Below are 25,656 nucleotides of genomic sequence, written 5' to 3'. Positions count from 1 at the left end.
GGTCCGGCCCGGCCACCACGACGTGACCGGTCAAAGGGGCGCCGGCCCCGGTCACTGTCCACCGTGACGCGCGCGCGACACGCCGGGGCAGGGCGTGAACCAGGGGCGCTCGAAGCGCTCGGAAGTCGGTCCCAACTTCCCTACAAAACAAGGGGTGTTCGAGGTGTTCGCGAGGCGTTCGGCTATGGCGTTTCCGTAACGCCGTTCCGCGACGCCCGCCGCTGACGGCAGGCCCGCACCCGGCAACGGTCCGAGCAGTACACCGCAGCCCTCGACCGCTCCACCCCCACCGTCCACGACCGACCGCAGACCGGGCACTCCGCATGCTCCCCGCGCTGCATCGCAACCACCCGCTGCCGGGTCCGCCGAAGCCTCCGCCACCGCCGTGACCTGCACCGACCCGAGCAGAACACTGCCTCTGCCGCCATCGTCTGCGGCAGCGGATCACCGCACTCTCGGCAGTACCGCCGAGCCGTCCCGCCAGCCCCCACACCTCAGATCATCCAGCCGTACCCACCTCACGGCCAGGGATCAAAAACACCTACTAAGCACGGTCGCCGCGATCGTCACCTTCGACGACGAGCACGAGGTCGTACACCGGGCCAACGACACCCCCTGGGGCTTCGTCGGCTATGTCTTCACCGAGGGCCTTGACCGCGCCCTGCCCGTCGGCGAACGCCTGGAGGTCGGCCTCGGTCGGGCTCAGCACGGGACTTTTGTCCAACCCTGCGGCCTCGTTCGGCGGCATCAAGCAGCCCGGGCAGGGTCGCGAGCGCGTGCGGGTCGAGATCGAGAAGTTCCTGGAGTACCAGTACTTGGCGGTGCCGGTGTACTGATCCGCCGGCAGCCGAACGACCGAAAGGCACGGCGCCGCGATCAGACGGCGCCCGGTGGATCACGGTGTGGATCGGGCGGCGGATCCTTGCGCAGGGTGGTGGTGATGGCGTCGCCGACCTCCCTGGTGAGGGCGGGCCGTTCGCCGGTCAGGCCGAGTTCGTGGGCCAGGGTGATCGCGTGCAGGTCGACGGTGGCCTCGACGAGATCGGCGAACACCGCCGTCGCCGAGCGGCCCCGGATCCATGCCGTGACCGCGACGACCGCGGCGGCGGGCAGCGCCGGCCACCACCAGGCGCCGAGCAGCAGGTACATCCCGGCCCATCCGGCGAGCCCGAAAGCGGCACCGTAGGCCTCGCGGGCGGAGAGGAGTTCGGCCCGGACCGCATCGGGCACCGTAAGCCAGAGCCGGGGCCAGGCGGCGCCGAGGTCCAGGTCGTAGGCGTCGTACACCCGTTGGTCGGCCGCGTGCAGGCGGTCGCCGATCCAGGTGGGCCGCCGGGGCCGGACGAGAGCGATGGCGTCGCGCCGTTCGATGGCCCTGGCGAGTTCGGCGCGGGTGCCGGCCGCCTGGCACGCCGTGTCGGCTCGCTGCCAGCGCTGGACCCGGCGCCGTACGAGAAGGCGCGCGGGCCACCGCTCGCCCCGACTGGTCCAGAGTCGCTCCACTACGACGGCCGACGCTCTGGTGCACAGTCCGGCCAGCGTGGCCGCCGCCAGCACGCCGGCGGCCACGAGGAGGATCGCACCGGCGTTGGAGGCTGCTGGGTGGGCGGCCAACCGGTCGACGGCGGACTGAAGTTCAGCCAGCTCCAGGGCGTGGGCGTGTCCCAGTACGACGGCGGCGGCCACACCGGCGAGATAGAGCACCCCGGGCAGGACGAGCAGGGTGAGCCACTTCTCGGCAGCCTTGCCGGCGAGGGCGGACAGAAAGGTGGTCACAGCCGGGCCCGGCCGTAGACGAAGGGACGGCCCGTCATCGCACACACGGGGGCCTCCGGGTACAACTCCGCGCTCGACAACCGCTCGCAGGGGTGGGCGGCGGGGCAGGTCCACCGGTGCACCAGCGGACGGCCGGCGCTGTTCCCCGGCAGAGTCGGCAAGCCCTTCGCCGCGCTGGTCACAATGCCGAAGCCGGCTGCGGCCATGCGGTCGTCCAGGGTGTTCAGCCGGCGCTCCAGCACAGAGGGTGCCACAGGTTCGTCTCCGCGCAGCGCCGCAAGAACAGACCCGACGAGTTCCGCCGCGCCCGCCTCACGCGCCGCCTCCTCCAGCTCACCCGCACCCATGAGTGCGCACACGCGACTGAGCCGTTCCGCGAGTTCGTCCACCGAGCGCTCCCTGCGTTCGCGACCGCCATGTCAGTTGCATGATCCCGGATTTGGTGACTCTACGAGGATCCGGCGCTCCCGCTACGGTGGTCGGCGGTGTGGCGCCAGTGTGATGCCGGGACGCCGCGGGGGACCAGAAGGAAACAAGGAAGCAATGAGTAAGTGGAAGCGCCGCAGACTGCTCTTCATGGCCGAAGTGCATGAACGGCGGGGCACCGACCCGTCCGACGTGCTGGCCGGGCTGCACGAACTGGCGGCCGAAGATCCGTACGATCTCGAAGTGCTGCTCACTGCCGCGGAACTGCTCGCCCACCGCGCCGACCGCAGAACCGGCACGGCGCGGGAAGCGGACCTCGCGGCCTCGATCGCCCTGCTGCATCGCTGCGTTCCGCTGGTGCCGCCGGGCCGCTATGACCGCGGCCGGGTCTTCAACAGCCTGGGGCAGCGGCTGTTCATGGTCGCACAGGGTACGGACTCCCCCGAACCCGTGGCCGAGTCGGTGCTCGCCTTCCGCGAGGCCGTGGCGGCGACGCCGCACGGCGACAGCATGCGCCAGGTGAACCAGTTCTATCTGGTGGTCCAGCTCGGTGAGCACTTCGAGCGGAGCGGGGACCGTGACGCACCCGTCGAGGCCGTCGAGGTGGCACGCGAGGGCTACGCCATCGTCCCGCCCAGCGACGAGCTCCGCCCCATGTTCCGGACGGCCCTGATCACTTCCCTTCGGCATCTCGCGAGCGCCACCGCACGCGTCGAACCGCTCCAGGAAGCCGTCGGCCTCGCGCGCGAGGCGCTGTCCGGGGCCACCAGCACCTCCGACCGTGCCGGGGCACAATTCGATCTCGTACGCGCTCTGAGGGCACTGCACGACGCGACGACGGACACGCAACTGCTGGTCGAGGCAGTCGACTTGAGCGAAAAGGGCCTTGCGGCCACACCGCGGCGCGATCCCGAGTTCAACGATCGTCGGACACGTCTCGCATCCTCCGTCAGGCTGCTCGCCCAGGACCGCAGGGATCCCGACCTGATGCGCCGGGCCATCGACCTGATGCGGGCGACGATCGAGACGCCGTCGGCCGCCGACGAGCACGCCGGCACTCTCATCGACCTCACTCAGTCGCTGGCTTCCCTGCACACCATGACCGACGACCAACTCCCGCTCAGGGAGGCGGAACTGACCGCCCGTACGGCCGTGGCCGCCGCCCCCGACCTCGGCCCCCGGCGCACCGAGGCACAATTCACCCTGGCAACGGTCCTGTTGTACCGCTCCAGCGTGGACGCTCGCGGCACGGACGCCGTAGCACTGCATGAGACGCTGGGTCTGTTCCAGCATGTGGCGGCTGCCACACCGCCCGACCACCGGGAACGTGGCGATCGCCTGTGACAGCTGGGCGTCACCCTGCGAGACCTGGCCAGGCACGGCGACGGCGACACCGCCGTGTGGCGGCGCCAGGCGCGGGACGTCTTCGCCGAGGCCGCGTCCACCGCCGGCCCGCCCAACGTACGGATCCAGAGCTTCCAGCACCTGGGCGCCGTGGAGGCCGCCCTCGGCGACCCGCACGCCGCACTCGCCGCCTACGAAGCCGCAGTTGCCCTGCTGCCGCAGCTCACTCCGGACTGGCAGTCCTACATGGGCAACGTCATCGGACTCAGACAGATCGAGGGACTGCCGGACGAGGCCGCTGCCGCCGCGCTGGAGCTCGGCAGACCTGAACGGGCCGTGGAGATTCTGGAGTTGTCGCGCGGAATCCTGCACGGCCGGACGCTGGAGGTGCGTGACCTCAGACTGCTGCGGCACCGGTCACCCCAGCTCCACGCCGAGTTCTTGCGGCTGCGCACCGCCCTCAACTCCCCTGCCCACGACGGGAACGACGGGAACTGGGACGACCTGTTGAGCCGGATCCGGAGCCTCGACGGCATGGCTGGCTTCCTGCGGGCACCCTCCGTCCAGGCGCTGCGACGCCACGCCGAACAGGGCCCCGTAGTGATCGTGAACATCACCGAGCGGCGCTGCGACGCACTCATCCTGCGGGCGGACGCCGAACAGCCTGTCCTGCAGGTCCCGTTGACCCGCCTGACCCAGGCCGACGTCATCGCTCACCTCCTGCGCCTGGCTCGTGCCGTCTTCACCGCCCCGAACGACCCGTCGCTGCTCACCCGTCGGGACGCCCAGCGGGACCTGGACGAGATCCTGCGCTGGCTGTGGGACCGCGTCACCGCACCCGTGCTCGACGCGCTGAATCTCACGGCCGCGTCCTCCGATACGCAGCCACCGCCCCGCATCTGGTGGTGCCCCGTCGGCCTGATGGCGTACTTCCCGCTCCATGCCGCTGGCCATCACGGCAATGGTGGGAAGGCGACGGTGATGGACCGGGCTGTCTCCTCCTACACAACCACCGTGCGCGCCCTGGCCGGCCGGTCCACTCCCCCGGCAGCCGGTACGACCCTGCACACGCTGATCGTGGCGGTGCCCGACGCCGAGAACGCCCCCTCACTGCCGGGCGCGGCGGCAGAGGCCGCGGCCCTCACGGGACTGCTGCCGAACGCCCTGGTCCTGTCCGGCACGCAGGCCACGTACGAGAACGTCGTCCGCGCGCTTCCCGCCTACCCCGTCGCCCATTTCTCCTGCCACGGCCTCAACTTCTGGGAGAACCCCGCCGCCGGCATGCTGCTGCTCCACGACCACCTCACCCGACCGCTGACCGTGGAACAGCTCTCCGCCATGGAACTGCCCTACGCGGACCTCGCCTACCTGTCCGCCTGCAGCACCTCCAACACGCATCCGGACAACGCCGACGAGGCACTGCACATCACCGGGGCCTTCCAACTCGCCGGATACCGACGCGTCATCGGCACCCTCTGGCCGGTCAACGACGCCACCTCGGTGGACATCACCCGCGCGACCTACACCGACCTCACTCATGGCGGCAGCACCCCACCTCCGCACCGAACTGACGGCCCAGGCCCTGCACCGGGCCGTACGCGCCCTGCGTGACCGGTATCCGGCCAGCCCCTCACTGTGGGCGGGGTATGTCCACGTCGGTCACTGAAGGGGTATCCGTACCCGCAGAGATGGCGGCCCCTGCCACGGCCCACGCCGCCGGCGACCAGGTCGACGGCCCGCCGAGTCGCCCAAGCGGGGACGACCGCCGACGTCGCCACGTCGACTACGCGGCCGACCGCGTTCCGCTACCGACGGCCCTCGTCCACGACACCGACCCCTGACCAGGCCAAGCGCACCAGGAGTCCTACGCAAGCATGTGGTCGGCGCCGCGCGACCGACCGCCGAACCCACCACGAGCACCAACAACCTGGCCGCACACTCCAAGCGGAAGCTTCACGGGCCCAGTTCGTAGAGGCGTCGTACCACTCAGCATTCGAGAGGCCAGGTCCTCCATCTCCACGAACTCACAGAACGAAGCCGTTGGCGGCGCAGACAAGCAGGCCGATGGGACGGCTGACGGCTGACGGCTGACGGCTGACGGCTGACGGCTGACCAAGGCCACACCAACGCTCACGTCCTCGGTGCGACGCCCCCGGGCTAAGATCCGCATCATGCTTGCGTTGACCGTTGTGCCCGGGGCCCCGCACGTTGCACTGACCACAGTCGCGGACCCCACGCCATTGCCCGACCAAGCGCTCGTCCGAGTCAAAGCGTTCTCGCTCAATCGCGGCGAAGTCCTCGACCTGCCAGCGCGCCCGGAGGGCTCGATCACGGGCTGGGATGCAGCAGGCGTGGTGGAGCATGCCGCCGCGGACGGCAGCGGGCCGGCGGCGGGAACCCGGGTGGTCGGTCTCGTCCGGGTCGGTGCCTGGGCAGAACTCGCGGCGATCCCCACGACCAGGATGACACCGATACCGGACGATGTGTCATACGCCCAGGCATCCACATTGCCTACCGCGGGTGTGACAGCGTTGCGGTCGCTGGAGATCGGCGGCCTACTGCTGGCCAAGCGCGTACTGATCACGGGCGCGACCGGAGGAGTCGGCCGGATGGCGCTGCAGTTGGCGAACCTCTCTGGTGCCCACGTCACCGCGCTCGTCCGTGATCTTGCAGCGGAGCCGTTGCTACGGCGCCTGGGTGCGAGTGCGGTGGTGAACGCTCTGACCGAGGACTTCGATGTGATCGTCGAAGGCGTCGGCGGCGCCACGCTCGGCACGGCCATTGAGCACCTGGCCAAACGTGGCGTCCTCGTCAACATCGCGACACTGGACCCCGCCGAGTCCGTCACCTTCCGGATGGCCCGCTTCAACCGCTCTCCCGGCGCGCGGATCTACACCTTCAACAGCTTCGACGAGACCGCAGCCCACGACAGCGGAACGAGCGACCTCGCCCGCCTCTGCACCCTCGTCGCGGAGGGGAAGCTCAACTGCCAGATCGAACTCGAACAGTCATGGCGCACCATCGCCGAAGCAATCGACGCCCTTCTCAGCCGCCGGGTCGGCGGCAAGGTCGTCCTCCACGTCGACTAGCTTTGTCGAGCCCATCAGCACGCAGCAGGTGCCCGCCGCGACGGATGGGCCCAGAACGAACCGCCAGGCGGCATCCATGTCGAACCCGACGACCACGGCCTCGGCCGGTCCCGCGGCGGCTTCACCACCAAGATCCATCTGGCCTGCGAACAAGGCCGACGGCCGCTATCCCTGCTTGTCACCGCAGGCCAGCGTGGTGACAGCCCCCAGTTCGCCGCCGTCTTGGAAGGCGTCCGAGTGCCACGCACCGGGCCTGGCCGTCCTCGTGTCCGCCCTCTGCGGGTGCGGGGCGACAAAGCGTTTTCCTCACGCGCCAACCGGGCCTACCTGCGACAGCGTGGGATCCGGTGCACGATCCCGGAGCCTTCCAGCCAGGTCGCCAACCGCAAGCGGCGAGGCAAGGCCGGCGGGCGGCCTCCGGCCTTCGACCGCGAAGACTACAAGGCCCCGGCACGCGGTCGAGTGCGGGATCAACCGGCTCAAGCGCAACCGGGCGGTTGCCACTCGGTTCGACAAACTCTCGGTCCGCTTCGAAGCCACCGTCCTGGTCGCCGCGATCGGCGAATGGTTATGACGGGCCTGAGCCGTCGGTTGCACATTCCATGCTGACCGAGACCAGGGTGGACGGGGCGAGGTAGATATTTAACAGTCCTAGCGGGTCAGCGTCTCGAAGCCGACATCTCCGCAGTACTTCACGACACGCCCCTCCGCCTCGGAGTCACCGTTGTTCATCGCTGCCGCCGTCGCCTCCCCCAAGGTGCGGCCTCCGCCGACGGTCTCATCCCGGAGCGGTTGCATCGCGAGAAAGGCGTCCTGAGCGACGGCCCCGACCTCGTCGTACCCTGACGACTCCGGTGTGTCCGTGCCCGCCGCGTTCCGCGCCTTCTGCCACGTCCCCAGCTGCATGCAGTAGTTCTCCCGCTGCTCGGTCAGCCGCTGCTCATCCTTACCCTTGGACGAGGAACACCCCGCCGCCACCGCCACCAGAGTAAGGACTGGGAGTACTACCTTAAGCATGCGCACCACGTTGCCCCCCGGCTGGAACTTCGTCCGCTCGACGCTGTCACCTGCAACTCCCGCAGCAGGATACTCCCGTGGGATACCTCAACCGCCGCAGTGATCGCTGACTGGAGGCGCTGTCCATGATGATCAGCGACCTCAACGACTCCGGACAACACCTTCGTGGTCATCCAGCCCGACGAGGACCCGTGTGGTTCGCCTCAGTGGCCGTCCTGGAAGAAGGCGGCTACAAAATCGTCCGCCGTGACACCACCCGCAAAGAGCACCAGGTCACCACCTCGACCAGCATCAACGGCATCGCCCGCGACCTCACCATCTGGTTGGCCGCCCGCCACCACCCCGGGCGGCCAACCAGCCAGGTCACCAGCTTCTAAAACACGACCTAGCCACACCGGCCGAGGCGCCCGCGCGGTGCTCGGTTCTCAGCTTGTCCTACGGTTTTGGCGCGGGTCTACGCCGGTCATTGGTGGGATCGGTGAGCCCGAGGGTTCCGGACCGACTTCTACAACTGCCTGACCACCCGCACCCATGCGCTGTTCGAGCCGGCCGACACCGACTCTTGCATCACCTCGGCCAACGGCGCCCCCTCCGCCGTACCGACAAGGCGGGCCGTAAGTACCACTGGATCCTGGAGATCCATCTCGTCGACCGGGAGCGGGAGTTCGACGGCTTCTGCGAGGAGCTGCACACCCTGGCTGAAGGGGCCCGCGGGAATCGGCCCGCCGTGCTCCCGATGCTGCCGCCCGATCTCTGGATCTGCATGGAATGCGGAGGCGAGACGACCTCAGCCGGACCCGGAGGCGCATCGAAGCTCCGGGCGATGCAGGCGACTGGTCAGGTCACCGGCATCAACCGGAGCTTCGTTGCGCATGCACCAGGCCCACCGGGCATCGTCATACCGCCGTGGGCCCGCGCACTCGTTCACTCGCCAGGACTACGCAACTGCGCTGAGCGGGTGCCTGCGATCAGGAGACGCAGGTGAGACTCACGTCGTCGATTCGGACGAACTGCGGGACTCCGCTGCTGTTCCCGTAGATCGCCTGGATGTACACGGTGCTGAGTCCGTTCAGGTTCAGCGGTGCAGTGGTGATCTGCTGATATCTGCCGGCACTGACGCCCGGTGCGGTGCTGGTCAACTTGACCCAGCCGTTGGCCCCGTTGGGGTCCCAGACTTCAAGGCCGACTCCGGCGCCGTAGCTGACGGGGTTGGCCCAGATGCTTGCGGAGCAGTTGGACCGGTTTCCCCATGAGCCGATGGGCACCGCGATCTTCTCGGCAGCCCAGCCGTTGCCGGTGTAGAGCCATCCGTTGTTGACGCCTGTGCGGGCGACGACCGGGTTCCCGTTGACGTCAGCGCCCGCCACACCGTCGCCAGTCTGCAGACCCTGCCAGTCGTTCCAGGGGTTCCCCTCGAAGCTGTTGGTGAACTGGATGGTGGTAGCCGGTGCCGACTGTGCCGGTACCGCGATTCCGATGGCGGTCACTGCCGCTGCCGCTGCGACGGCGATCAGCCGAAGCAGGCCGCGCTTGTTCCTGGCCATGGGGTCTCTCCCTGTTTCTTCCGTCCGGATTCGGCGTTGCACTGAGACGACGCGAAGCCGCTGACCTGCCGGGTCCGATGTGCCGTCTCATGCCTGTTGTCTACCGGGTTGCCGTTGTCCGGTTCCGGCGGCAGGACGCCGGACAAACAAACACCGGACAATGAGCGCGATCAACGTCCGGCGGTACGGGGGGACTGGAAGCTGGCCGGCTCGGCGAAAGGACCCAGTGGCAGTAAACCGCTGTGCGAGCAGGTCGAGTTCGGCCGCCAGGCGAAACCTGTCCTGGCCCTGGTGAGCAGCACCGTCGTTCCGTAGCCGGCTGATTGACCGCATGCCACACCTCGATGCGCGCCTCGGGGGCGAGCGCGGCCGTCGGCTCGTCCAAGAAGAGCACCGACGGATCCCGATGAGGCTCATCGCGATGTCCAGCCGTTGGCGCAGCCCACCCGAATACGTCGACTACGTCGACAGCCGGCGCGTGCCCGCCTCCTCAGCGAGAGGCGCCAGGTCAAGCCTTGCCCCCCACCGTGGGATCCCGGCCAGTCCGCTGCGCCGATGCGGGTCATCGCCGAGAGCGTGCCGGGCTCAGCAGCGTCGCCACGACCGACGCCCCAAGATGATCTTCGGCTTGGACAGTCTCCTTTTCGGGAACGCTGAGTATCGGGATTACGGAGCCGGAAATTCGAATACCGCGGGAAATGGGCACCACCCCCTTGACAGTCAGCGCCTATGTGGCATCCGGTCCACTGGGCGGAACCGGGATGGACAACGGACAGCAGGTTTCGGAGAATCCGTCCTGTCGCAATCTCAGGGGGGAGAGCCGGCATGCCACGCTCCGAGAGTCCGCTTGACCAGACGGATAGCCCGCTTGTCCGATTCGCGGCCGAGCTGCGGCGGTTGAGGAAGGCTGCGGGCGCGCCTCCTTACCGAGAACTGGCCAAGCGTGCTCATTACTCGGCCACGACGCTCTCGGACGCCGCGGGAGGTCACTCTCTGCCAAGCCTTGCGGTGACCTTGGCGTATGCCGAGGCGTGCAACGGCGATCGCGAGAAATGGGAAGAGCGATGGCACGCCACCGTGGCCGATATCGCCGCGGCGAAGGGCGACGTACACAAAGCGGTTCACCCAGACGAATCCGCCTCGCCATATGTGGGGTTGGCTGCCTTTCAGCCTGATGACGCATACCGGTTCTTCGGCCGGGACAGGCTCGTCGGCGAACTGGTGGCGAAGGTGAGCCGGCAGCGGCTTACGGCCGTTTTCGGTCCTTCGGGGTGCGGGAAATCCTCGTTATTGAGAGCGGGCCTGGTCGCCATGGCGAAAAAGACGGGACTGGGCGGAGCACCCCTACCTGTCCTTCTGCTCTCGCCCGGCACCAACCCGCTGGAGGAGTGCGCCGTCGGGCTGGCGGCACTCACCGGTGATTCCCCGGGCCTGCTCAAGGCGGAGTTCCTCAACGATCCCGGCATCTCCACCTGCGCATCCGGCAAGCCCTGGCCGACTGGCCCGAGGAGACCGATCTGCTGATCGTGGTCGATCAGTTCGAGGAGGTCTTCACTCTGTGCTCCGGCCGTGCCGAACGCGACCAGTTCATCACGGCTCTGCTCACCGCGGTCGGTGCTGCCACCAGCCGAGCCCGAATCGTGCTCGGCGTCCGTGCCGATTTCTACGGCCACTGCGCCCAGAACCCCGCCCTGGCAAACGCGTTGCGGGATGCGCAGGTGATGGTCGGTCCCATGAGCAACGAGGAACTGCGCGAAGCCATCATGCGACCGGCGATCAGCGCGGGCTGCAGTGTGGAGGGCCCGCTGCTGGCGGCCGTGGTAGCCGACGCGACGGGCCAGTCCGGTGCGCTTCCGCTGGTCTCGCACGCCATGGCGGAGACCTGGCGACGGCGCAGCGGCAACCGTCTCACCGTAGGAGGCTATCGAGCGGCCGGCGGCATTCGGCACGCGGTTGCGCACAGCGCCGAGGCGGCGTACACAGCGCTGTCCCCTGCCCAGCAGGACCTGGCACGCGGGATCTTCCTGCGTCTGACCGCGCTGGGCGAGGGCACCGAGGACACCAAACGCCGTATCCACCGGCGCGAGCTGGACGCGCGCCCCGGCACCGATGCCGTTGTCGAAGCGCTGGCCGGGCGCCGGTTGCTCACTCTCGACCGGGACTGGATCGACATCACCCACGAGGCCCTCATCGGCAACTGGCCGCGGTTACGGGACTGGCTCACCGAGGATCGCAACGGCCTGCGGATCCACCGCCGGCTCACCGAGGCCACCGACACGTGGGAGGGCGGGCACCGCGACGAGCACAGTCTCTTGCGGGGCAGCCGGCTGGCGGTGGCAACGGAATGGGCCGACGCTCACGAGGGCATGCTCACCGATCGCGAACGCCGTTTCCTGTCCGCGAGCCGCGCCGCCGAGGCCGCCGTCGAGGCCGCCACCCGTCGTCGTACCCACAGGCTGCGGCAGCTCCTCGCGCTGCTCACGGCCGCGTTGCTGGTCGCCGTCACCTCCGCCGTGCTCGCAGTCCAGGCCCGGCAGGCCGCCACCGAGGAACGCGATACGGCCCTCGCCCGGCGGGCGACAGCGGCAGCAGCCGACATACGCGGGAGCAATCCGGCGCTCGCGGCCCAACTAGGCCTGGCCGCTTACCAGTTGGCACCGAGCCAAGAGACCCGTGACGGCCTGCTCAGCGCCTCGGCCACGCCGTACGCCGCCCCGCTGATCGGGCACACCAGTGACCTGGTTTCGCTGGCGTTCTCCCCAAACGGGCGAACACTCGCCACGGCCAGCTGGGACCGAACTGTCCGGCTCTGGGACGTGCGGGACGCTCACCGTCCCCGTCAGCTGACCATCATCCGCCGGCCAGGTGCGTTTCACGCCGTGGCCTTCGATCGGACAGGCAGTGTCCTCGCCACAGCCGACAGCAACGAGGTGGCGCTGTGGGACCTGACCGATATCCGCCGCCCCGGCCTGCTCGCCACGATCACCCACCGGACCGGCGACGTCACATGGGTAGCGCTCAGCCCGGACGGCCGGACCATGGCCACGGCCAACCAGGACAAGACAGCCGAGCTGTGGGACGTGAGCGATCCCCGCCGACCGGAGCGAATGGCCACACTGCGAGGTCATACCAGCAGCCTCACGTCCGTGACGTTCAGTCCCGACGGCCGCATGCTGGCCACCACGGGCGACACCACCGCACGCCTGTGGGACGTCAGCGACCCGCATATCCCGAAGAAGCAGGGGGTGCTGACCGGACACACCCGCGCGGTCTGGTCGGCGGCGTTCAGCCCGGACGCCCATACGCTCGCCACCGCAGGCTGGGATCACACCGTGCGGGTCTGGGACATCACCCGCCCGACGGCGCCCCGCAGCCTGGCCACCCTGACCGAACACACCGCGCTGGTCTGGGCCGTGGCCTTCAGCCCGGACGGCCGCACACTGGCCTCCACCGGCGGCGGCACCATCCTGTGGGACATGTCCGAACCCCGGCGTCCGAGCATGCTGACCAAGCTTCCGGAAGGGGTCTACGGCGCCGCGTTCAGCCCGGACGGGACCGTTCTGGCAGCCGGTTCGGCATTGCACGATCTGCGGGAACTCCCCTTGTTCTTCCACAACGACGTCGTCACCACGGTCGCGTTCAGCCCGGACGGCAAGGTCCTCGCCTCCGGAAGCTGGGACAGCACCATACGGCTGTGGGACGTCGACGCCGGCCATCCCCGGCTCCTGCTCGCAACGCTGACCGGCCAGCGGGACTTCATCCGCTCGGTGGCTTTCAGCCCGAACGGACACACCCTGGCGACCGCCGGCAACGACAGGACAGTATGGCTGTGGGACGTGACGGACCCACGCAACGCACGGCGGCTGACAGTGATCGAGCCTCATGCGGAAGAGGTGGCCTCGGCTTCCTTCGGCCCGGATGGCCGGACCCTCGCCATTGCGGGGGTCCAGTCCGTGCAGCTCTGGGATGTGACCGACCGCAACGACCCCAGAGCACTGGCTCGCCTCGGCGGGTATACGGAAGGCGCAGGAGCGGCTGTGTTCAGTCCGGACGGCCGCACACTGGCCACCGGCAGCAACGAAGGGTCCAGGCTGTGGGACATCACCGACCCACGACGGCCGAAGGCACTGGATTTCGCCTTCGCCTCGGACTCGGTCCCGGCCCATGCCTTCAGCCCCGACGGCCACATCCTGGCCACCGTGAACACCGCCGACAACACCGTACGTCTGCTGGACATGACCGATCTTCGCCATCCCCGACAACTGGCGCTGCTGAGCGGCTACACCAACTCCGTGTACACGGTGGCATTCACCCCGGACGGCCGCCGCCTCGCCACGAGCGATGCCGACAAGAAGGCCCGCGTGTGGGACGTGGGCAACCCCCGGCAGCCCAAGGAACTTGCCAACCTCACCGGGAACGAACTCGACGTTCCCACGGTGGCGTTCAGCCCCGACGGCCACACCCTCGCCACCGGCGGCAATGATCACACTCTTCGGCTGTGGGAAACCGACATCGACCGCGCCACCACACGCGTCTGCGCCCTCGCCCACCCGCCCATCACCCGCACCGAATGGGAGCAGTACCTCCCCGGAGTGCGCTACCGTCCGCCCTGCCCGGAGTTCTCGATCGGGTGATCTCAACTGGCCGCAGGCATGACAACGGCACGCGCCTTCACCCCGGACCTTGGACACTTGCGACGTGGATCTTGAGGATCTGAGGACGTACATCTCGTGGTCATGAAGCACTATCCGCCGGTCTTCAACGCGGACGGCGGTCGCGCTGCGCCAGTCGCGTCCTGGAACGGGATCAAGCAGGTCGCCGCCGATCTGGGAATCAACCCGGCGAAAGTGCGGAACTGGGTACGGCCGGCCGGGGCGAACCTGTCGCAGGGGCGCCGGGCGTAGTTACCCGCCGAGCCGCCGACGGAGGCGCGGGCGGGGGCGGGGAACGCAACCTGCGCAAGAAAAGCCGTGAGCCGGAGGAGGAGTGCGACACCCTGCGGAAGACGGCGAAGTATCTCGCCGAGGGAACCCACCGGTGAACCGCTTCCAGGCCGCGCCCCCTGTCTCATCCCGTGGACGCCACGTCATCGCACGATCTCCTCGGGAGGTTCAGCCTGCACGAGGGCGCCTGACGCGTGATCAGGCATGTGGTGCGCCAGCGGTCGCCGCCAGTCGGGTAAGCCACTCACGCAGCAGGAGCTGCTCGGCGTCGCTCAGGACGTCGGCACCGTCGGGGAGGGCGGCGCGCAGCGCGCGGGCCGCCGCGGCCGGACCGGACTCCGAGGCGGGAACCACCGGCTCGGCGCGAGTGACAGCAGCGATCATGGACTCGCGCAGGACGGTCAGCAGCGCCGGATTGCGGCGGTCCGCAGGGGTGGAGTGCCAGGTGGTGACCGTGCCCTGGCCGGTTGCCTGGATGATCTGGGCGGCCAGTTCCTCGTCGACCCGCAGCCACCCCCCGGCGGCCAGCCGACGCACCCGCCCATGGAGGATCTCCAGGCCCGCGCGGTGTGCTGCGTCCGATCCCCGGCCGCCGGCCCGGTTCATCACCGCGAACAGCTCGGGCCGGGAGACCCCGAACTCGACCACAAGGTCCCAGGCGCGGCGCAGTTCCTCGACCGGGTCCTGTGGGGCGGGGTCGAGCTGCGCGCGCTTCCTCTCCAGGAACTGTGCGTAGCCGTGCTCGGCGACGGCCTCAAGAAGCCCCTCCTTGTCGCCGAAGAGGCGGTAGATCGCCGGCGGCTGCATTCCGGCCGCGGCCGCGACCGCGCGGGTGCTCACCGCGTCAGGGCCGCCGCTCTCCAGCAGCTCGACGGCGGCCTCCACGATGCGGAGCCGGGGGCTGTCGGTTGAGTCGCGCGTAGCCATGAACCGATGATACCGAGAATCTGGTTCCAGTGGAATTTCCAGTGTTACCGTCTACTTGATTCCATCGGAAACAGCGTGTGGAGAACTCAATGATCATCGTTACCGGAGCCACCGGAAAGCTCGGCCGCCGCACCGTCGAACGCCTCCTGGAGCGCGTCCCCGCCGACCGCGTCGGCATCAGCGTCCGCGACCCACGCAAGGCCCAGGACCTTGCCGACCGAGGCGTCCGCGTCCGGCAAGGCAGCTTCGACGACCCCACCTCGCTCACACACTCCTTCGAGGGCGCCGAGCAGGTGCTCCTCGTCTCCCTCGACCGCACGGGCCAGGAATGCGTCAGCGGCCACCGTGCCGCCATCGACGCCGCCGTACAGGCCGGCGTCGGCCGCATCCTCTACACCAGCCAGATGGGCGCCGCCCACGACGCCCGCTTCCAGGCATGCCGGGACCACGCCCAGACCGAGGACCTGCTGCAGTCCACCGGCCTGCCCTGGACCGCGCTGCGCAACGGCTTCTACGCATCCAGCGCCCTGCAGTTCCTGGAGTCCGCCCGCCACACCGGCGACATCGCCCTCCCCGCCGACGGCCCTGTCGCCTGGACCGGCCACGACGACCTCGCCGAGGCCACCGCGGTGATCCTCGCCGAGAAGGCCCGCTTCGAGGGGCCCACCCCACCGCTCACAGGCCCGGCGGCGCTCGACTTCGACACCATCGCCGAGATCGCCTCCGAGGCGACCGGACGTCCCTTCACCCGCACCGTCGTTCCAGACGACGCCTTCCGGGAGCAGGTCCTGGAGCACGGCGCCCCGGCCCCGGTCGCCGACCTGCTACTGAGCATCTTCGCCGCGGCGCGCAATGGCGAGTTCACCGCTGTCGACTCGACGCTGGCCGAGCTGATAGGGCGAAAGCCCGCCACCTTCCGTACCGAACTGGAGCGTGCCTGGGCCGAATAGACCCAGCGGGGCGCGCAGACTGCCCGGCCTCACTCGACGCCCACAACGGCTCATCCTCTGCCCCGAAGGCTCGCCCTCAGCCGCCCGAGGACGAGCCTTCGTGGTCAACGATCACCAGATCGGCGGCCTCGGGCACAAGCCCAGGCTCGGCACCATCCCAGGGTCTTCGTGTGCCCCATGCCCATGCCCGTGCCCGTGCCCGTGCCCGGCGGCCATCCACGGCAGACGACTCCTCGTCGACCAGGTCCGCGCCCGCGGGCCCATCGCCCACGTCGCCGAAGAAACGGTCATCTCCCGCGCCACAGCCCACACATGGGTACGACGCCGGCGAGCCGAAGACGATCCGGGGCTGTACGACCGCTCCGGTCGACCGCGGACGACACCGCACCGAACCGCTGCCGACAAGACCCCCGTAAGTTACGACGCCGGCCTACGAACCCCGAGGGTCTGGATCAATTGCTTCCTGCCTCTGCCGAAGACAAAGGGACTTCGCACAAGGCCCTATGGCGCCTCTTTCGCGAAGCGGGCGGCCTCGTGGGGCGGGGCCGCTGTCCGACGGTGGCGGGTCTTCTCCGGCTCGCTGCCACAGTCACGGTCCGGACGCTACCGAAGGGTGGATTCAAGCAGCAGTTCAGTCAGGTCCGTCGGCATGGTGATCATGCAGTCATGCCCGGTCGGCAGTTCCCGTATCCGTGCCGGGGAGCCGTTGGGCTGTGTCGCGGGGACGGGCCGCCGCACGATGCCTTCCGGCTCTGCGCCGACGCAGTGGATGTGCGTGCGCGGAATGGAGTCCACGGCAGGGTTGTCCAGCCGGACCGGTTGCAGCAGGCAGCGCACCGGCTGGTCGGAGAGCGTCGCACGCAGCCATGCGACGTCCGCCGGGTCGGTGACTCCGAACAGACCGAGGGGCGGAGGCATCTCGGGCAGCGGCGGGATGCGCCAGCTGTTGTCGGACTTGGCAGCCAGGTCGATCAGGATCTGGGTCATGGGCTGCACGTCGACGGCGGTCTCGCCGTGCTCCGGGACCATCGCGTCGAGATACACCAGGTGCGCGATCCGTTCCGGTACCTCGTTGGCGACGGAGGAGACGACCAGCCCCGCGTAACTGTGACCCACGAGCACCACCCCAGTCAGGTCCTCCTCATGGATCAGCTTCACGATGTCCTCGACGTGTGTGTCAAGCCCCACCTCGGGGCCGAACAGGTGTGCCTTGTCGCCGTAGCCGGTCAGCGAGGGCGCGAACACGCGGTGTCCGGCCGCTTCCAGCAGCGGGACCACCCGCTCCCAGCACCGGCCGCTGTGCCAGGCACCGTGTACCAGCAGAAAAGTTGACATGAGGGGATCTATCTTCCTCTTCGGGGAGGTGGAGGCGTGGGACCCTTACGGTTCCTGTTTGTGCCTCGGTACTCTTCAGGAACCGCAATCATCGTGCTACACCTGCCGCATCCCGATCAATAAGGCACATTTCGGTGCCCCGGTTCTCTGGAGGTAACCATGAGCAGCGCAGTGGGCGACGAATCGCGGCCGGAGGACCCGTGCCAGGCCCGTGAAGTGCTCGGCATCGTCGGCGACAAGTGGTCGCTGCTGATCGTGCGCAACCTCAGCCAGGGGCCGCGCCGCTTCACCGAACTCAAGCGGGCCACCGACGGGATCAGCCAACGTATGCTCACCGTCACCCTGCGCGACTTGGAACGCGACGGGATCCTCACCCGAACCGTCCGCACCGTCATGCCGCCGCACGTCAGTTACGAACTCACTCCGATGGGCAGGACCCTCCGCGAAGCCACCGCGCCCCTGTTGGAGTGGAGCATCACGCACCTGACGCACATCGACGCCGCCCGCGCCGTGTACGACGCACGCCCCGACACCCCGCCCGCCTGACCCCTGCCCGGCTACTCACCCATCGGCAGGTACGGCTCAATGAGTCTCCCCCTGGTCGCCTGGGCGCGGGACTGCGTGAACAGTCCGGATGCGGCCTCGTAGAGGAACCCGCGGCAGACCCGCAGCTGACCAAGTGTTTGAGCTTCGCGCTGGTGCCCTGACCGCGAGGGAAAGGGATATCCGCTGGCACCGTGCGGCGTTGGCGCGATGAGGTGGTCTGGCTCCCGGCCGCCAGGGCTCCATCTCGGGACCACGCCCTGAAGAAGATCGCCGAGCGGGACGGGGAGGATGTGCTGATCGGCGGCACCCTCACCTCTAGTGCCGCATCAGGCAACGTTGGCCCTGTCGACGACCGCGCGGAGGCGCCGGTCGTCGGCATGGCGGTTTCGCCAGATGATGTAGCGGCGGATCATGCTGCCCTGCTCTTTGTCGGAGGCGTGGTCGGTGCCGTCGAGGGCGAAGTACCGCAGGGCGGTGAACTGGGCCTCGATCCGGTTCAGCCAGGAGGAGTTCGTCGGCGTGTAGGCGATCTCGACGTTGTTGGCCGCGGCCCAGGTGCCGGCCCGCTGGCAGCGTTTCGTGGTCAGGTGCGGGGAAAAGTTGTCGCAGACGATCGCGATCCGCACCGTCGGGGGGTTAGAGGGTGCGCAGGTAGCGGCAGAACTCCAGGAACTGCGTCCGCGTCTTGACCGGTTTGATGTGGCCGTAGAGCTTGTCCTTGGCCAGGTCCAGGGCGGCGAACATGTGCCGGACTCCGCCGTAGCGGTTGTAGGTGGCCCGGCGCCTGCGGCGCGGTTCGCGAGCGGGGTCTTTGTGCCTGCCGCCGCGTTCGGCCCATTGCCGTCCGGGGTGCGGCATCAGGTTGAGCGGCCCGAACTCGTCCATGCAGAAGACGACATCGGGTTCGCCGTCCTCGGGTATGACCTCGCCGTCGGCGATTGCAAAGAGGTGCTCGACGCGGGCCTTCTTGGCCGCGTAGTCGGGGTCGCGGGAGGTCTTCCAGGTCTTCACGCGTTGAAAGAGACGCCTTCCTCGCGGAGCAGGATGCGCAGGCCCTCGTGGCTGATGTCGTCGACCACCCCCTCGGCTACCAGAAAAGTCGGCCAGTTTGATCAGGCTCCAGGTCGAGAACGGCAGGCCGTGCTCGGTAGGCTTGGACTTGGCGATCTTCTCGATCTCGCGGCGCTCGGGCAGCGTGAAAGTCTTCGGCCGGCCACCGGAGTACTTGGGGTAGGGCGAGTCAAAGCCGTCGGCGTTGAAGTTGTGGATCACGTCGCGGACCCGGTCGTCACTGGTGAACAACACCTCGGCGATCTTCGCGACCGGCATGCCCTGAGCGGACAGCAGCACCATCTGCGCGCGCCGCCAGGTCACCACGGAGCCCGTGCTTCTGCGGACTATCCGCAGTAGCCGCCGGCCCTCGTCGTCATCGGTCTCGCGAACGCGCACTCGTTCTGCCACCCGTATAGCTTGGTGGCCCGATGCCGCTGGAACGTCAGGTTCAGGAGGAGTCGTTGGAGTCGGCCGCGAGCGCCTTGCCTACGATTCCCGACCGGGTGACGCCGTCGACTGCCACACAGATACCAAAGACACGATCGTGGCTGGTCCAGCCGTTGACGAGGCCACGGTTGTTGCTGATCTGCACCCGCTTCCTGGCAAGGTCCACGGACGACACCAAGTGCAAGTAGACCGTCCCCGCGACACGGGCGAGGACGATGTCTCCGACCTCCAACTTCGACGGGTCGACCGGGGCAACGACCACCTGCTGCCGACTACGTATCAGCGGGACCATCGAGGAGCCGCTGGGCCGGAACGTCACGGTGGCCCCGCCGGCAATCCTTCCCGCCACTGCATCCAATGCCCCCATCCGATGAGCGTGGCAGATTCCCCTGCATCACCCCACCGATTTACTTCTCCGTGCTCCACCAGCGAGGCGAACGTTGCCTGATGCGGCACTAGCTAGGCGGGACCACTCGACACCTGACGCCCCGCGACAGGAAGTGTTCGCACCGGCACACTGCACGCTGACCGGCCTCGACGGCCAGGTGGTCGGCGACGGCACGGGCCGGGGTCTCGCGGCAGAGGCCCCCTCCCCATACCCGACCGAGGTGCGCGGCCAACGACTCCTGATCGATCAAGTTCAGGCCGGTCGCCCCGTCGCGTACGTTGCCGATGAAATGGCCATCAATGATCGGCAAGACGTCCCCCAAGACGACCGGATACAGTGCGCGCGTCGCCAGTTTTGGCTACTTGAGGAGGGGACACATGACCGCCACCAGCGACGCCCGATCCGCGGACGGTGCAGCGCATGCGACCCAGCAGAGCCGACTGAGCCGCCTGATGCGCTACATCCCTTTGGCCGCCCCGGTCCTGCTGTGGGCCGTGCCCTGCTGGGTGCTGCTGCACGCCGGCCAGCACTGGCCGCTCCCCGTGGCGCTGGGCGGAACCGCGCTGTTCGTCCTCGGCCTGATCGTCATGCCGCTCGCGATGGCGCGCGGCCACGGCCGACGGCAGCAGGACTGGGCGGCGATCGTCGGAGACACCCTCCTCGGGGCCAGCTGGGTGCTGTTCACCTGGTCCGTCCTGCTCGGCGTCCTGCTGCGCCTCACCCTGACCATGACGGGCGTGGGCGAGAGTCAGGACCGGGCACGGATCGTCACCTGGGCGGTCCTCGGCGTAGCCGCCGTGCTGCTCGCCTGGGGGTACGCCGAGGCCCGCCGGGTGCCACGGGTGCGCCGGCTCGACGTACAACTCCCGCGCCTGGGAGCCGGATTGGACGGCACCCGCGTCGTCCTCATCACCGACACCCACTACGGCCCACTCGACCGCGCCCGCTGGTCTGCGCGGGTCTGCGAGACGGTCAACACCCTGGACGCCGACCTGGTCTGCCACACCGGCGACATCGCGGACGGCACGGCCGAACGCCGCCGCGCCCAGGCCGCCCCACTCGGCACCGTGCGAGCCACCCGGGCCCGGGTCTACGTCACCGGAAACCACGAGTACTACAGCGAAGCCCAGGGCTGGGTCGACCTCATGGACGAACTCGGTTGGGAGCCATTGCGCAACCGCCATCTGCTGCTCGAACGCGGCGGCGACACCCTCGTCGTCGCCGGCGTGGACGACGTCACCGCCGAATCCTCCGGCCTGGCCGGCCACCGCGCCCACCTCGCCGGAGCCCTCAACGGTGCCCACCCCGACCTGCCCGTCCTGCTCCTGGCCCACCAGCCCAAGTTCGTAGACCGGGCCGCGGATGCGGGCATCGACCTCCAACTCTCCGGCCACACCCACGGCGGCCAGATCTGGCCCTTCCACCACCTCGTCCGCATCGACCAGCCCACCGTCGCCGGCCTCAGCCACCACGGCACCCGCACCCTCCTCTACACCAGCCGCGGCACCGGCTTCTGGGGCCCACCGTTCCGCGTCTTCGCCCCCAGCGAGATCACCCTGCTCACACTCCGCTCCCCACAACGGCCTCCCACGCCCTGACACGAAGCGGGTCGACCCTAAGCAGCCCCTACACCGCCGTCAGAACCGTCACCACCAGCAGCAACGGCAAGTTGAGCACCACCGTCAAAGCCACCGCTGACGGCTACTACCGCTTCCCTTACGCCGGTACAACCGCCGCCACGGCCGCAGCAGCCCCCGGCGATTACATCGACGCGAAGTAGAGCCGTCGGGAGATTTCCACAACTTCGGGTAACCCCGTTCACGAGATCCGCCGCCCTGCTGGTCGCGGAGACCAGCCGGGCGGGTCGCGCTGCCCGCGTCGGCCGGTCTCCTGAACGAACGCAACCGTGACCGGCTCGGTGCGGCAGCGGCTCAGTGTCTACGAGACGGATCCGGGCCTGGAGTGGTTGATCGCCGCGTGGCGGGCCGAACAGGAATTGCCGGTGGAGATGCCGAGCCGGCAGCTCCCAGATGACGCGCGAGGAACGGAGAAGCCCACCACCGCCGGGCAGGTGAGGCACCTGCCGAACAACTGCCCGCCGAAGCCGAGCAGGCGACCCGCGCGCCCACTGGCACCCAGCCCTCAGCCCTCTCGGTGCCGTCCCCGCGTGACCGGCACCCTCCCTACGGAACCGCGAGGAAGCCCTGCCCAGGGAGCCGAGCCATACGTCACCCGGCGGGTTCGATACGGAGGACGGCGGCAGAGTCGCGGATCTCGACGACCTCCAGGCTCATGGCGTCGTTTATGGTCGCGACGGTTCCCTCGTCGCAGCTCAGCCCAACGCCGCCGCCACCCTCCGACGACACTCCCCCGCCACCGGAACAGCCCGAAACGCTGTAGCCCGACCCCGTCAGCGGCGCGACCATCTCGACCGTACCGCCGGTGATCGCCTTCACCTCGATCGGCCCGAGACCGTATGTTTCCGGCACTCTCACGACGTCCCCCACTGCGACCTCGATCTCGCACGTCCCGTCAGCGCACGGCCCGGTCGGCGAGGGCGATGGCGTGGCCGTCTCCGTGGAAGTCGGCGTGGGGCCGGACGCCGGCGACCCGGAGCCGGACCCGCTGCGCCGGCCCTCGGCGGGAGACCCGTCCGAGGAACACGACGTGAGAGCGGCAAACACGACAGCGACAACAACGCAACCGACAGCGGTGGATGACGTTCTACGCATCATGCTCGCCATGGAACCACGCCCCCGACCGACCGGAACCCTCCCCGCCCGAGTAGGCGAGCCGCCAACACGCCCAAGGAGAAACATTCACCACCCCGCTGGGAGCAACGCCGAGCCCCCCACGGTGGCCGGATCACGCCGTAACTGCGATGCACCCGGCGGTAGTTGGCGTGGCATGCGAAGCAACAGCCCCACCGGGGGCTCCGCGACAGTTTCCACCGGCCGAGCCCACGGCCGTCCACGGCCACCTTGACACTCGTTGATGACCTGCTGCGCGGTCATCTGGCACGTCTTCGCCACCCGCGCGCCGAAACCAGGCTGAAGACCGCCACGCCGATCGCCGACTTCCACAACACAAAACGGCGCCACAGCCCAGCCGGCGGGAACCCGCCCGCCGACTCCGAACGGATCACCCAGGCAACACCAGGGAGCCCACCACTGCCTCGTCGTCGACAACCAGAGCAGCAAGAACTCCTCCACCATCACCAAAGCCTGGGCCGACGGCTACAAGACCAAGGCCGTCGAACACATCGCCCGCCTCGGCATCGATCTTGAGGTCGTCCAACGCGAACCCGCACCCTGCGGATTCCAGGTCCAAATCCGCCGCTTGGTCATCGAACGCACTCTCGGCCAGCTCATGCACCACCGGCACCTCGCACCCGACTACAAAACCCACCCCCCACCGATCAGCACCCACGAACCAACTCGCCGCCATCAACCTTGCGCCCCGCCGAATCACCGACGAGACCACTCCCAACGGGCCCGACAGCCAAGACGAATCAAACAGACATCGGAGATCAAACGCTCACTCAGCCGATCGGGGCATCGAGGCATCGAGGCATCGAGGCATCGAGGCGAAGAAGTATCGTCACCGACCTGCTTGCAGAGCCAATTCTTCAGCCAACGGTCACCGTTTCGAAGTGGATGGCTCGACGGCGCAATTCCTAAGATCACCGCGTGCGATGGCGACGGATAGTCGTACTTGGCCTGGCTGGTCTGCTGGTGGCGGCCGCCGCCCTCGGGGTCCGCTCCTACGGTTCCTTCTACGGGTGGTGGGCCCGCCCGACCGTCCGCGACGCTCCGGTGGCGAAAGCGGCGGCCGTGGAACCGGTCGTGAGCGGGCTGCGCCTCCCCTTCGACCTGGCGTTCCTCCCCGACGGGTCGGCGCTGGTCACCGAGCGGGAGACCGGCCGTCTGCGGAAGGTCACCACGGACGGACAACTCACCGAGGTCCGGACCATTCAGGAGATCGCCGAACCGACCAAACAAGCCGGGCTGCACATCGCCGCTACGATCAACGACGCGGTGCGGGCCCGCTGGCAGTCGCAGGTACACAAGCGCCAGCAGCGAGTTAATGGATTTCGACTTCTGAGAGACTTCTGAGAGAGGGAATCGCGACCGCTGAACTGGCCAGCTGTTGAGCCGAAGCAGGACAGTTGTCACAGAGGCGCGCTTGTTGTCACCACGGCGGACATCTGTCACACGCGAGGGATGTGCTGGTCCAGGATCGCCCGTAGCCGCTCGATGTTCTCAGTCTCATGCACGCCCCGCTTGGGCAGGACGCCGACCCACATGATGTTGGGATCCCGGCTGAGCAGGACAAAGTGACTTGCCGTTTCCCGGTATCCCTGGAAAACGGACCACTTCTGGATCAGTGTGCCGTGGTCGGTACGGCACGTGATCCCGGCCGGAGTCACGGTGGCGCGGTACTCGCCCTGCCATCCGACGAGCCGCTGCACCTGGGCGGCTTGCAGCCGCGGGTACCCCCACAGCAGCAGGACGACCAACAGGAACAGAACTGTCGAGACCACGTCGACACTCCCACGGACCACGGCGGAGACCAGCCACTGCCCTATCAACAAGAAGAGGAGCACGACCCGCAGCAGTAGCCCGGTTCGCTTGATCCGCTCACGGACCTGCAGGCCGACCAAGGTGTCGGCAGCCTGGGGCCGGTACGCAAGTTCAACTACGGTCCGCTCGTCCACGACATTGTCAGAGTTCGCCATGTGGTTGGTGTGTTGGTCGCTGTGGCCTTCGGCCATGGTCACTCCCGGTATAAGGCGTACGGATTATGACGAGCCGAAGTTCGCCCTCAGCCCAGGTCGAAGACCCTCGCTCAATCGTGCTTCGGCTCAGCTGTGACCCGATGCCTCACTTGGCGAGTGGGCCCAGGAGTTGGCGGCTGGTGCGAGTACTTCGTCCGGCTGGAGTTCCCCGTTCGCCGTGACCAGTCCGCACCGACCTCGGTCCGGCCCACACCAGGTACCCGTGCTGGGAAGAACCCCGACGAGGAGAGACCTCTGAGCCCACCCAGAACGCCGTCGTCAGCATCGAACAGTGGGTGGATGCGGCCGCCGTGGTCGGCGAAGACCGGTGGGCCGCAAGGGCCGGCCCACCGGAGTCCTGACCGTGCTGGTCAGGCGGCGTACACCCGGCCTTCCTTCACCAGGTAGTTCACCGGGTCCGAGCAGCCGATGGACGGCGTGACCAGCAGGCTCACCGTGAGCGGCGCGGGCTCCGTGCTCGCGGTCGAGAACTCACAGATCGCGCCACTGCCCGTGACCGGGAACCAGAACCACCCGTTCACGTCGCCTACGGTGACCAGATCGGTCTCCTTCCAGGCGCCGCCGCTCTGCTCGTAGACCTGGAGTTCCACGGTGGCGGCGTACTGGTCCTCCGGTGACTGCAGGGCGGTCAGGGTGATCTTGTAGTCGCTACCGAGGGCGGACGAGGCGATCTGCTTCGTCTGCTGCGCCGGTGCCGACGTACCGGCACTGGACGCCCCGGCGCCGGCGGTCCCCAGGACCCCCGCCATCAGGACAGTGAAGGCCGCGGTGGAAGCGCGGCGAGTGCGAACGCGGTTACGGATGCCCTTACGGACCGAGCTCATAGTTTCCCCCGTTGAAACCAGTTTGCGCACAGTGGTCATTGTGCGTCGTACGGTAGATATGACGACTCACCAGGCCCAAGGGTTGTACGGCTGCACGATCTCCCGCTCGGCTTCATCTGGAGGATCCGTGACCTGTGCTTCCGCGCCGTCTCAGACTCCTTCATCGGTGGGCCGCCTCAACTCCGCTGCACTTCCCCGTGGTTCACCAGGCCAGCCATGAAAGTGCACGAGCCGGCCGATGACGTGCCC

Annotated in this window: 21 protein-coding genes and 6 pseudogenes; 15 read left to right on the top strand and 12 right to left on the bottom strand. The window is 68.4% G+C overall.

What is annotated here, in order from left to right; all coding sequences use genetic code 11:
• Positions 1-541 precede the first annotated feature (541 nt).
• A pseudogene (locus ACFVKT_RS35330) lies at positions 542-836 on the top strand (aldehyde dehydrogenase family protein); the annotation flags it as partial.
• 40 nt (positions 837-876) lie between these two features.
• Here the strand turns inward: ACFVKT_RS35330 and ACFVKT_RS35325 are convergent.
• Positions 877-1,776 (bottom strand): hypothetical protein, encoded by a 900-nt coding sequence (locus ACFVKT_RS35325; protein ID WP_385739368.1) that lies wholly within the window; start codon positions 1,774-1,776, stop codon positions 877-879.
• Positions 1,773-2,165, bottom strand: a complete 393-nt coding sequence (locus ACFVKT_RS35320) for a hypothetical protein (protein WP_385739365.1) — start codon at positions 2,163-2,165, stop codon at positions 1,773-1,775. The genes ACFVKT_RS35325 and ACFVKT_RS35320 overlap by 4 nt, the downstream gene beginning before the upstream one ends.
• Before the next feature lie 154 nt (positions 2,166-2,319).
• On the opposite strand from ACFVKT_RS35320, the gene ACFVKT_RS35315 reads away from it, so the two are divergent.
• From ACFVKT_RS35315 to ACFVKT_RS35300, 4 genes and pseudogenes are all read left to right on the top strand, one after another.
• Entirely contained in the window at positions 2,320-3,546 is a 1,227-nt protein-coding gene (locus tag ACFVKT_RS35315) for a hypothetical protein (protein ID WP_385739362.1), read from the top strand.
• A 54-nt stretch (positions 3,547-3,600) separates the two neighbouring features.
• Positions 3,601-5,157, top strand: a complete 1,557-nt coding sequence (locus tag ACFVKT_RS35310; RefSeq protein WP_385739359.1) for a CHAT domain-containing protein — start codon at positions 3,601-3,603, stop codon at positions 5,155-5,157.
• Positions 5,158-5,717: 560 nt separating this feature from the next.
• On the top strand, positions 5,718-6,635 hold the full coding sequence (locus tag ACFVKT_RS35305; RefSeq protein WP_385739356.1) for a zinc-binding dehydrogenase: 918 nt from the start codon (positions 5,718-5,720) through the stop codon (positions 6,633-6,635).
• 3 nt (positions 6,636-6,638) lie between these two features.
• Positions 6,639-7,209: pseudogene (locus ACFVKT_RS35300) on the top strand (IS5 family transposase); the annotation flags it as partial.
• A gap of 77 nt (positions 7,210-7,286) precedes the next feature.
• Here ACFVKT_RS35300 and ACFVKT_RS35295 read toward each other — a convergent pair.
• Positions 7,287-7,652: a hypothetical protein gene (locus tag ACFVKT_RS35295; protein ID WP_385739353.1), complete on the bottom strand. Its 366-nt coding sequence runs from the start codon at positions 7,650-7,652 to the stop codon at positions 7,287-7,289.
• A 113-nt stretch (positions 7,653-7,765) separates the two neighbouring features.
• On the opposite strand from ACFVKT_RS35295, the pseudogene ACFVKT_RS35290 reads away from it, so the two are divergent.
• Positions 7,766-8,029, top strand: a pseudogene (locus ACFVKT_RS35290) (hypothetical protein); the annotation flags it as partial.
• A 189-nt stretch (positions 8,030-8,218) separates the two neighbouring features.
• Positions 8,219-8,349 (top strand): annotated as a pseudogene (locus tag ACFVKT_RS35285) (aminopeptidase); the annotation flags it as partial.
• A 271-nt stretch (positions 8,350-8,620) separates the two neighbouring features.
• Here the strand turns inward: ACFVKT_RS35285 and ACFVKT_RS35280 are convergent.
• The gene (locus tag ACFVKT_RS35280) at positions 8,621-9,196 is read right to left on the bottom strand and encodes a hypothetical protein (protein WP_385739350.1); all 576 of its coding nucleotides are present in this window, start codon (positions 9,194-9,196) and stop codon (positions 8,621-8,623) included.
• Between the two features lie 825 nt (positions 9,197-10,021).
• Between ACFVKT_RS35280 and ACFVKT_RS35275 the strand changes: the two genes are divergently transcribed.
• The 3 genes from ACFVKT_RS35275 to ACFVKT_RS35265 all read left to right on the top strand — a co-directional run bounded on the left by ACFVKT_RS35275 (position 10,022) and on the right by ACFVKT_RS35265 (position 14,100).
• Positions 10,022-10,720 carry a helix-turn-helix domain-containing protein gene (locus tag ACFVKT_RS35275; RefSeq protein WP_385739347.1) on the top strand — a complete coding sequence of 233 codons (699 nt, stop codon included), beginning with the start codon at positions 10,022-10,024 and terminating at the stop codon, positions 10,718-10,720.
• A gap of 2 nt (positions 10,721-10,722) precedes the next feature.
• Entirely contained in the window at positions 10,723-13,830 is a 3,108-nt protein-coding gene (locus ACFVKT_RS35270; RefSeq protein ID WP_385739344.1) for a WD40 repeat domain-containing protein, read from the top strand.
• Positions 13,831-13,932: 102 nt separating this feature from the next.
• On the top strand, positions 13,933-14,100 hold the full coding sequence (locus ACFVKT_RS35265; protein WP_385739341.1) for a hypothetical protein: 168 nt from the start codon (positions 13,933-13,935) through the stop codon (positions 14,098-14,100).
• A 237-nt stretch (positions 14,101-14,337) separates the two neighbouring features.
• Here ACFVKT_RS35265 and ACFVKT_RS35260 read toward each other — a convergent pair whose 3' ends face one another.
• Complete coding sequence (locus ACFVKT_RS35260; protein ID WP_385739338.1) at positions 14,338-15,066, bottom strand: TetR/AcrR family transcriptional regulator; 729 nt, start codon at positions 15,064-15,066, stop codon at positions 14,338-14,340.
• Positions 15,067-15,155: 89 nt separating this feature from the next.
• Between ACFVKT_RS35260 and ACFVKT_RS35255 the strand changes: the two genes are divergently transcribed.
• Together ACFVKT_RS35255 and ACFVKT_RS35250 are read left to right on the top strand one after the other, a co-directional pair.
• Positions 15,156-16,016 (top strand): SDR family oxidoreductase, encoded by an 861-nt coding sequence (locus ACFVKT_RS35255; protein ID WP_385739335.1) that lies wholly within the window; start codon positions 15,156-15,158, stop codon positions 16,014-16,016.
• A 214-nt stretch (positions 16,017-16,230) separates the two neighbouring features.
• Positions 16,231-16,420 (top strand): annotated as a pseudogene (locus tag ACFVKT_RS35250) (leucine zipper domain-containing protein); the annotation flags it as partial.
• 199 nt (positions 16,421-16,619) lie between these two features.
• Here ACFVKT_RS35250 and ACFVKT_RS35245 read toward each other — a convergent pair.
• Complete coding sequence (locus ACFVKT_RS35245) at positions 16,620-17,351, bottom strand: alpha/beta fold hydrolase (protein WP_385739332.1); 732 nt, start codon at positions 17,349-17,351, stop codon at positions 16,620-16,622.
• Between the two features lie 159 nt (positions 17,352-17,510).
• On the opposite strand from ACFVKT_RS35245, the gene ACFVKT_RS35240 reads away from it, so the two are divergent.
• Positions 17,511-17,897, top strand: a complete 387-nt coding sequence (locus ACFVKT_RS35240; RefSeq protein ID WP_385739329.1) for a winged helix-turn-helix transcriptional regulator — start codon at positions 17,511-17,513, stop codon at positions 17,895-17,897.
• Positions 17,898-18,223: 326 nt separating this feature from the next.
• On the opposite strand, the pseudogene ACFVKT_RS35235 reads toward ACFVKT_RS35240, so the two are convergent.
• Positions 18,224-19,358: pseudogene (locus ACFVKT_RS35235) on the bottom strand (IS630 family transposase).
• 40 nt (positions 19,359-19,398) lie between these two features.
• Complete coding sequence (locus ACFVKT_RS35230) at positions 19,399-19,764, bottom strand: S26 family signal peptidase (protein ID WP_385739326.1); 366 nt, start codon at positions 19,762-19,764, stop codon at positions 19,399-19,401.
• A gap of 398 nt (positions 19,765-20,162) precedes the next feature.
• Between ACFVKT_RS35230 and ACFVKT_RS35225 the strand changes: the two genes are divergently transcribed.
• The gene (locus tag ACFVKT_RS35225; RefSeq protein WP_385739323.1) at positions 20,163-21,383 is read left to right on the top strand and encodes a metallophosphoesterase; all 1,221 of its coding nucleotides are present in this window, start codon (positions 20,163-20,165) and stop codon (positions 21,381-21,383) included.
• 630 nt (positions 21,384-22,013) lie between these two features.
• Here ACFVKT_RS35225 and ACFVKT_RS35220 read toward each other — a convergent pair.
• Positions 22,014-22,274: a hypothetical protein gene (locus tag ACFVKT_RS35220; protein WP_385739320.1), complete on the bottom strand. Its 261-nt coding sequence runs from the start codon at positions 22,272-22,274 to the stop codon at positions 22,014-22,016.
• A 652-nt stretch (positions 22,275-22,926) separates the two neighbouring features.
• On the bottom strand, positions 22,927-23,160 hold the full coding sequence (locus ACFVKT_RS35215; RefSeq protein WP_385739317.1) for a hypothetical protein: 234 nt from the start codon (positions 23,158-23,160) through the stop codon (positions 22,927-22,929).
• A gap of 314 nt (positions 23,161-23,474) precedes the next feature.
• On the opposite strand from ACFVKT_RS35215, the gene ACFVKT_RS35210 reads away from it, so the two are divergent.
• Complete coding sequence (locus tag ACFVKT_RS35210) at positions 23,475-23,900, top strand: PQQ-dependent sugar dehydrogenase (RefSeq protein WP_385739314.1); 426 nt, start codon at positions 23,475-23,477, stop codon at positions 23,898-23,900.
• Between the two features lie 95 nt (positions 23,901-23,995).
• On the opposite strand, the gene ACFVKT_RS35205 is transcribed toward ACFVKT_RS35210, so the two are convergent.
• The gene (locus ACFVKT_RS35205) at positions 23,996-24,559 is read right to left on the bottom strand and encodes a YcxB family protein (protein WP_385739311.1); all 564 of its coding nucleotides are present in this window, start codon (positions 24,557-24,559) and stop codon (positions 23,996-23,998) included.
• A 374-nt stretch (positions 24,560-24,933) separates the two neighbouring features.
• A complete protein-coding gene (locus ACFVKT_RS35200; RefSeq protein ID WP_385739308.1) occupies positions 24,934-25,332 on the bottom strand; it encodes a hypothetical protein in 399 nt (132 codons plus the stop codon).
• Positions 25,333-25,656: the final 324 nt, after the last annotated feature.

This window comes from Streptomyces sp. NPDC127595, assembly GCF_042671685.1.
Taxonomy (GTDB): Bacteria; Actinomycetota; Actinomycetes; order Streptomycetales; family Streptomycetaceae; genus Streptomyces.
Note: the sequence above shows the minus strand (reverse complement) of the source record. Positions and strands in the feature narration are given on the sequence as shown.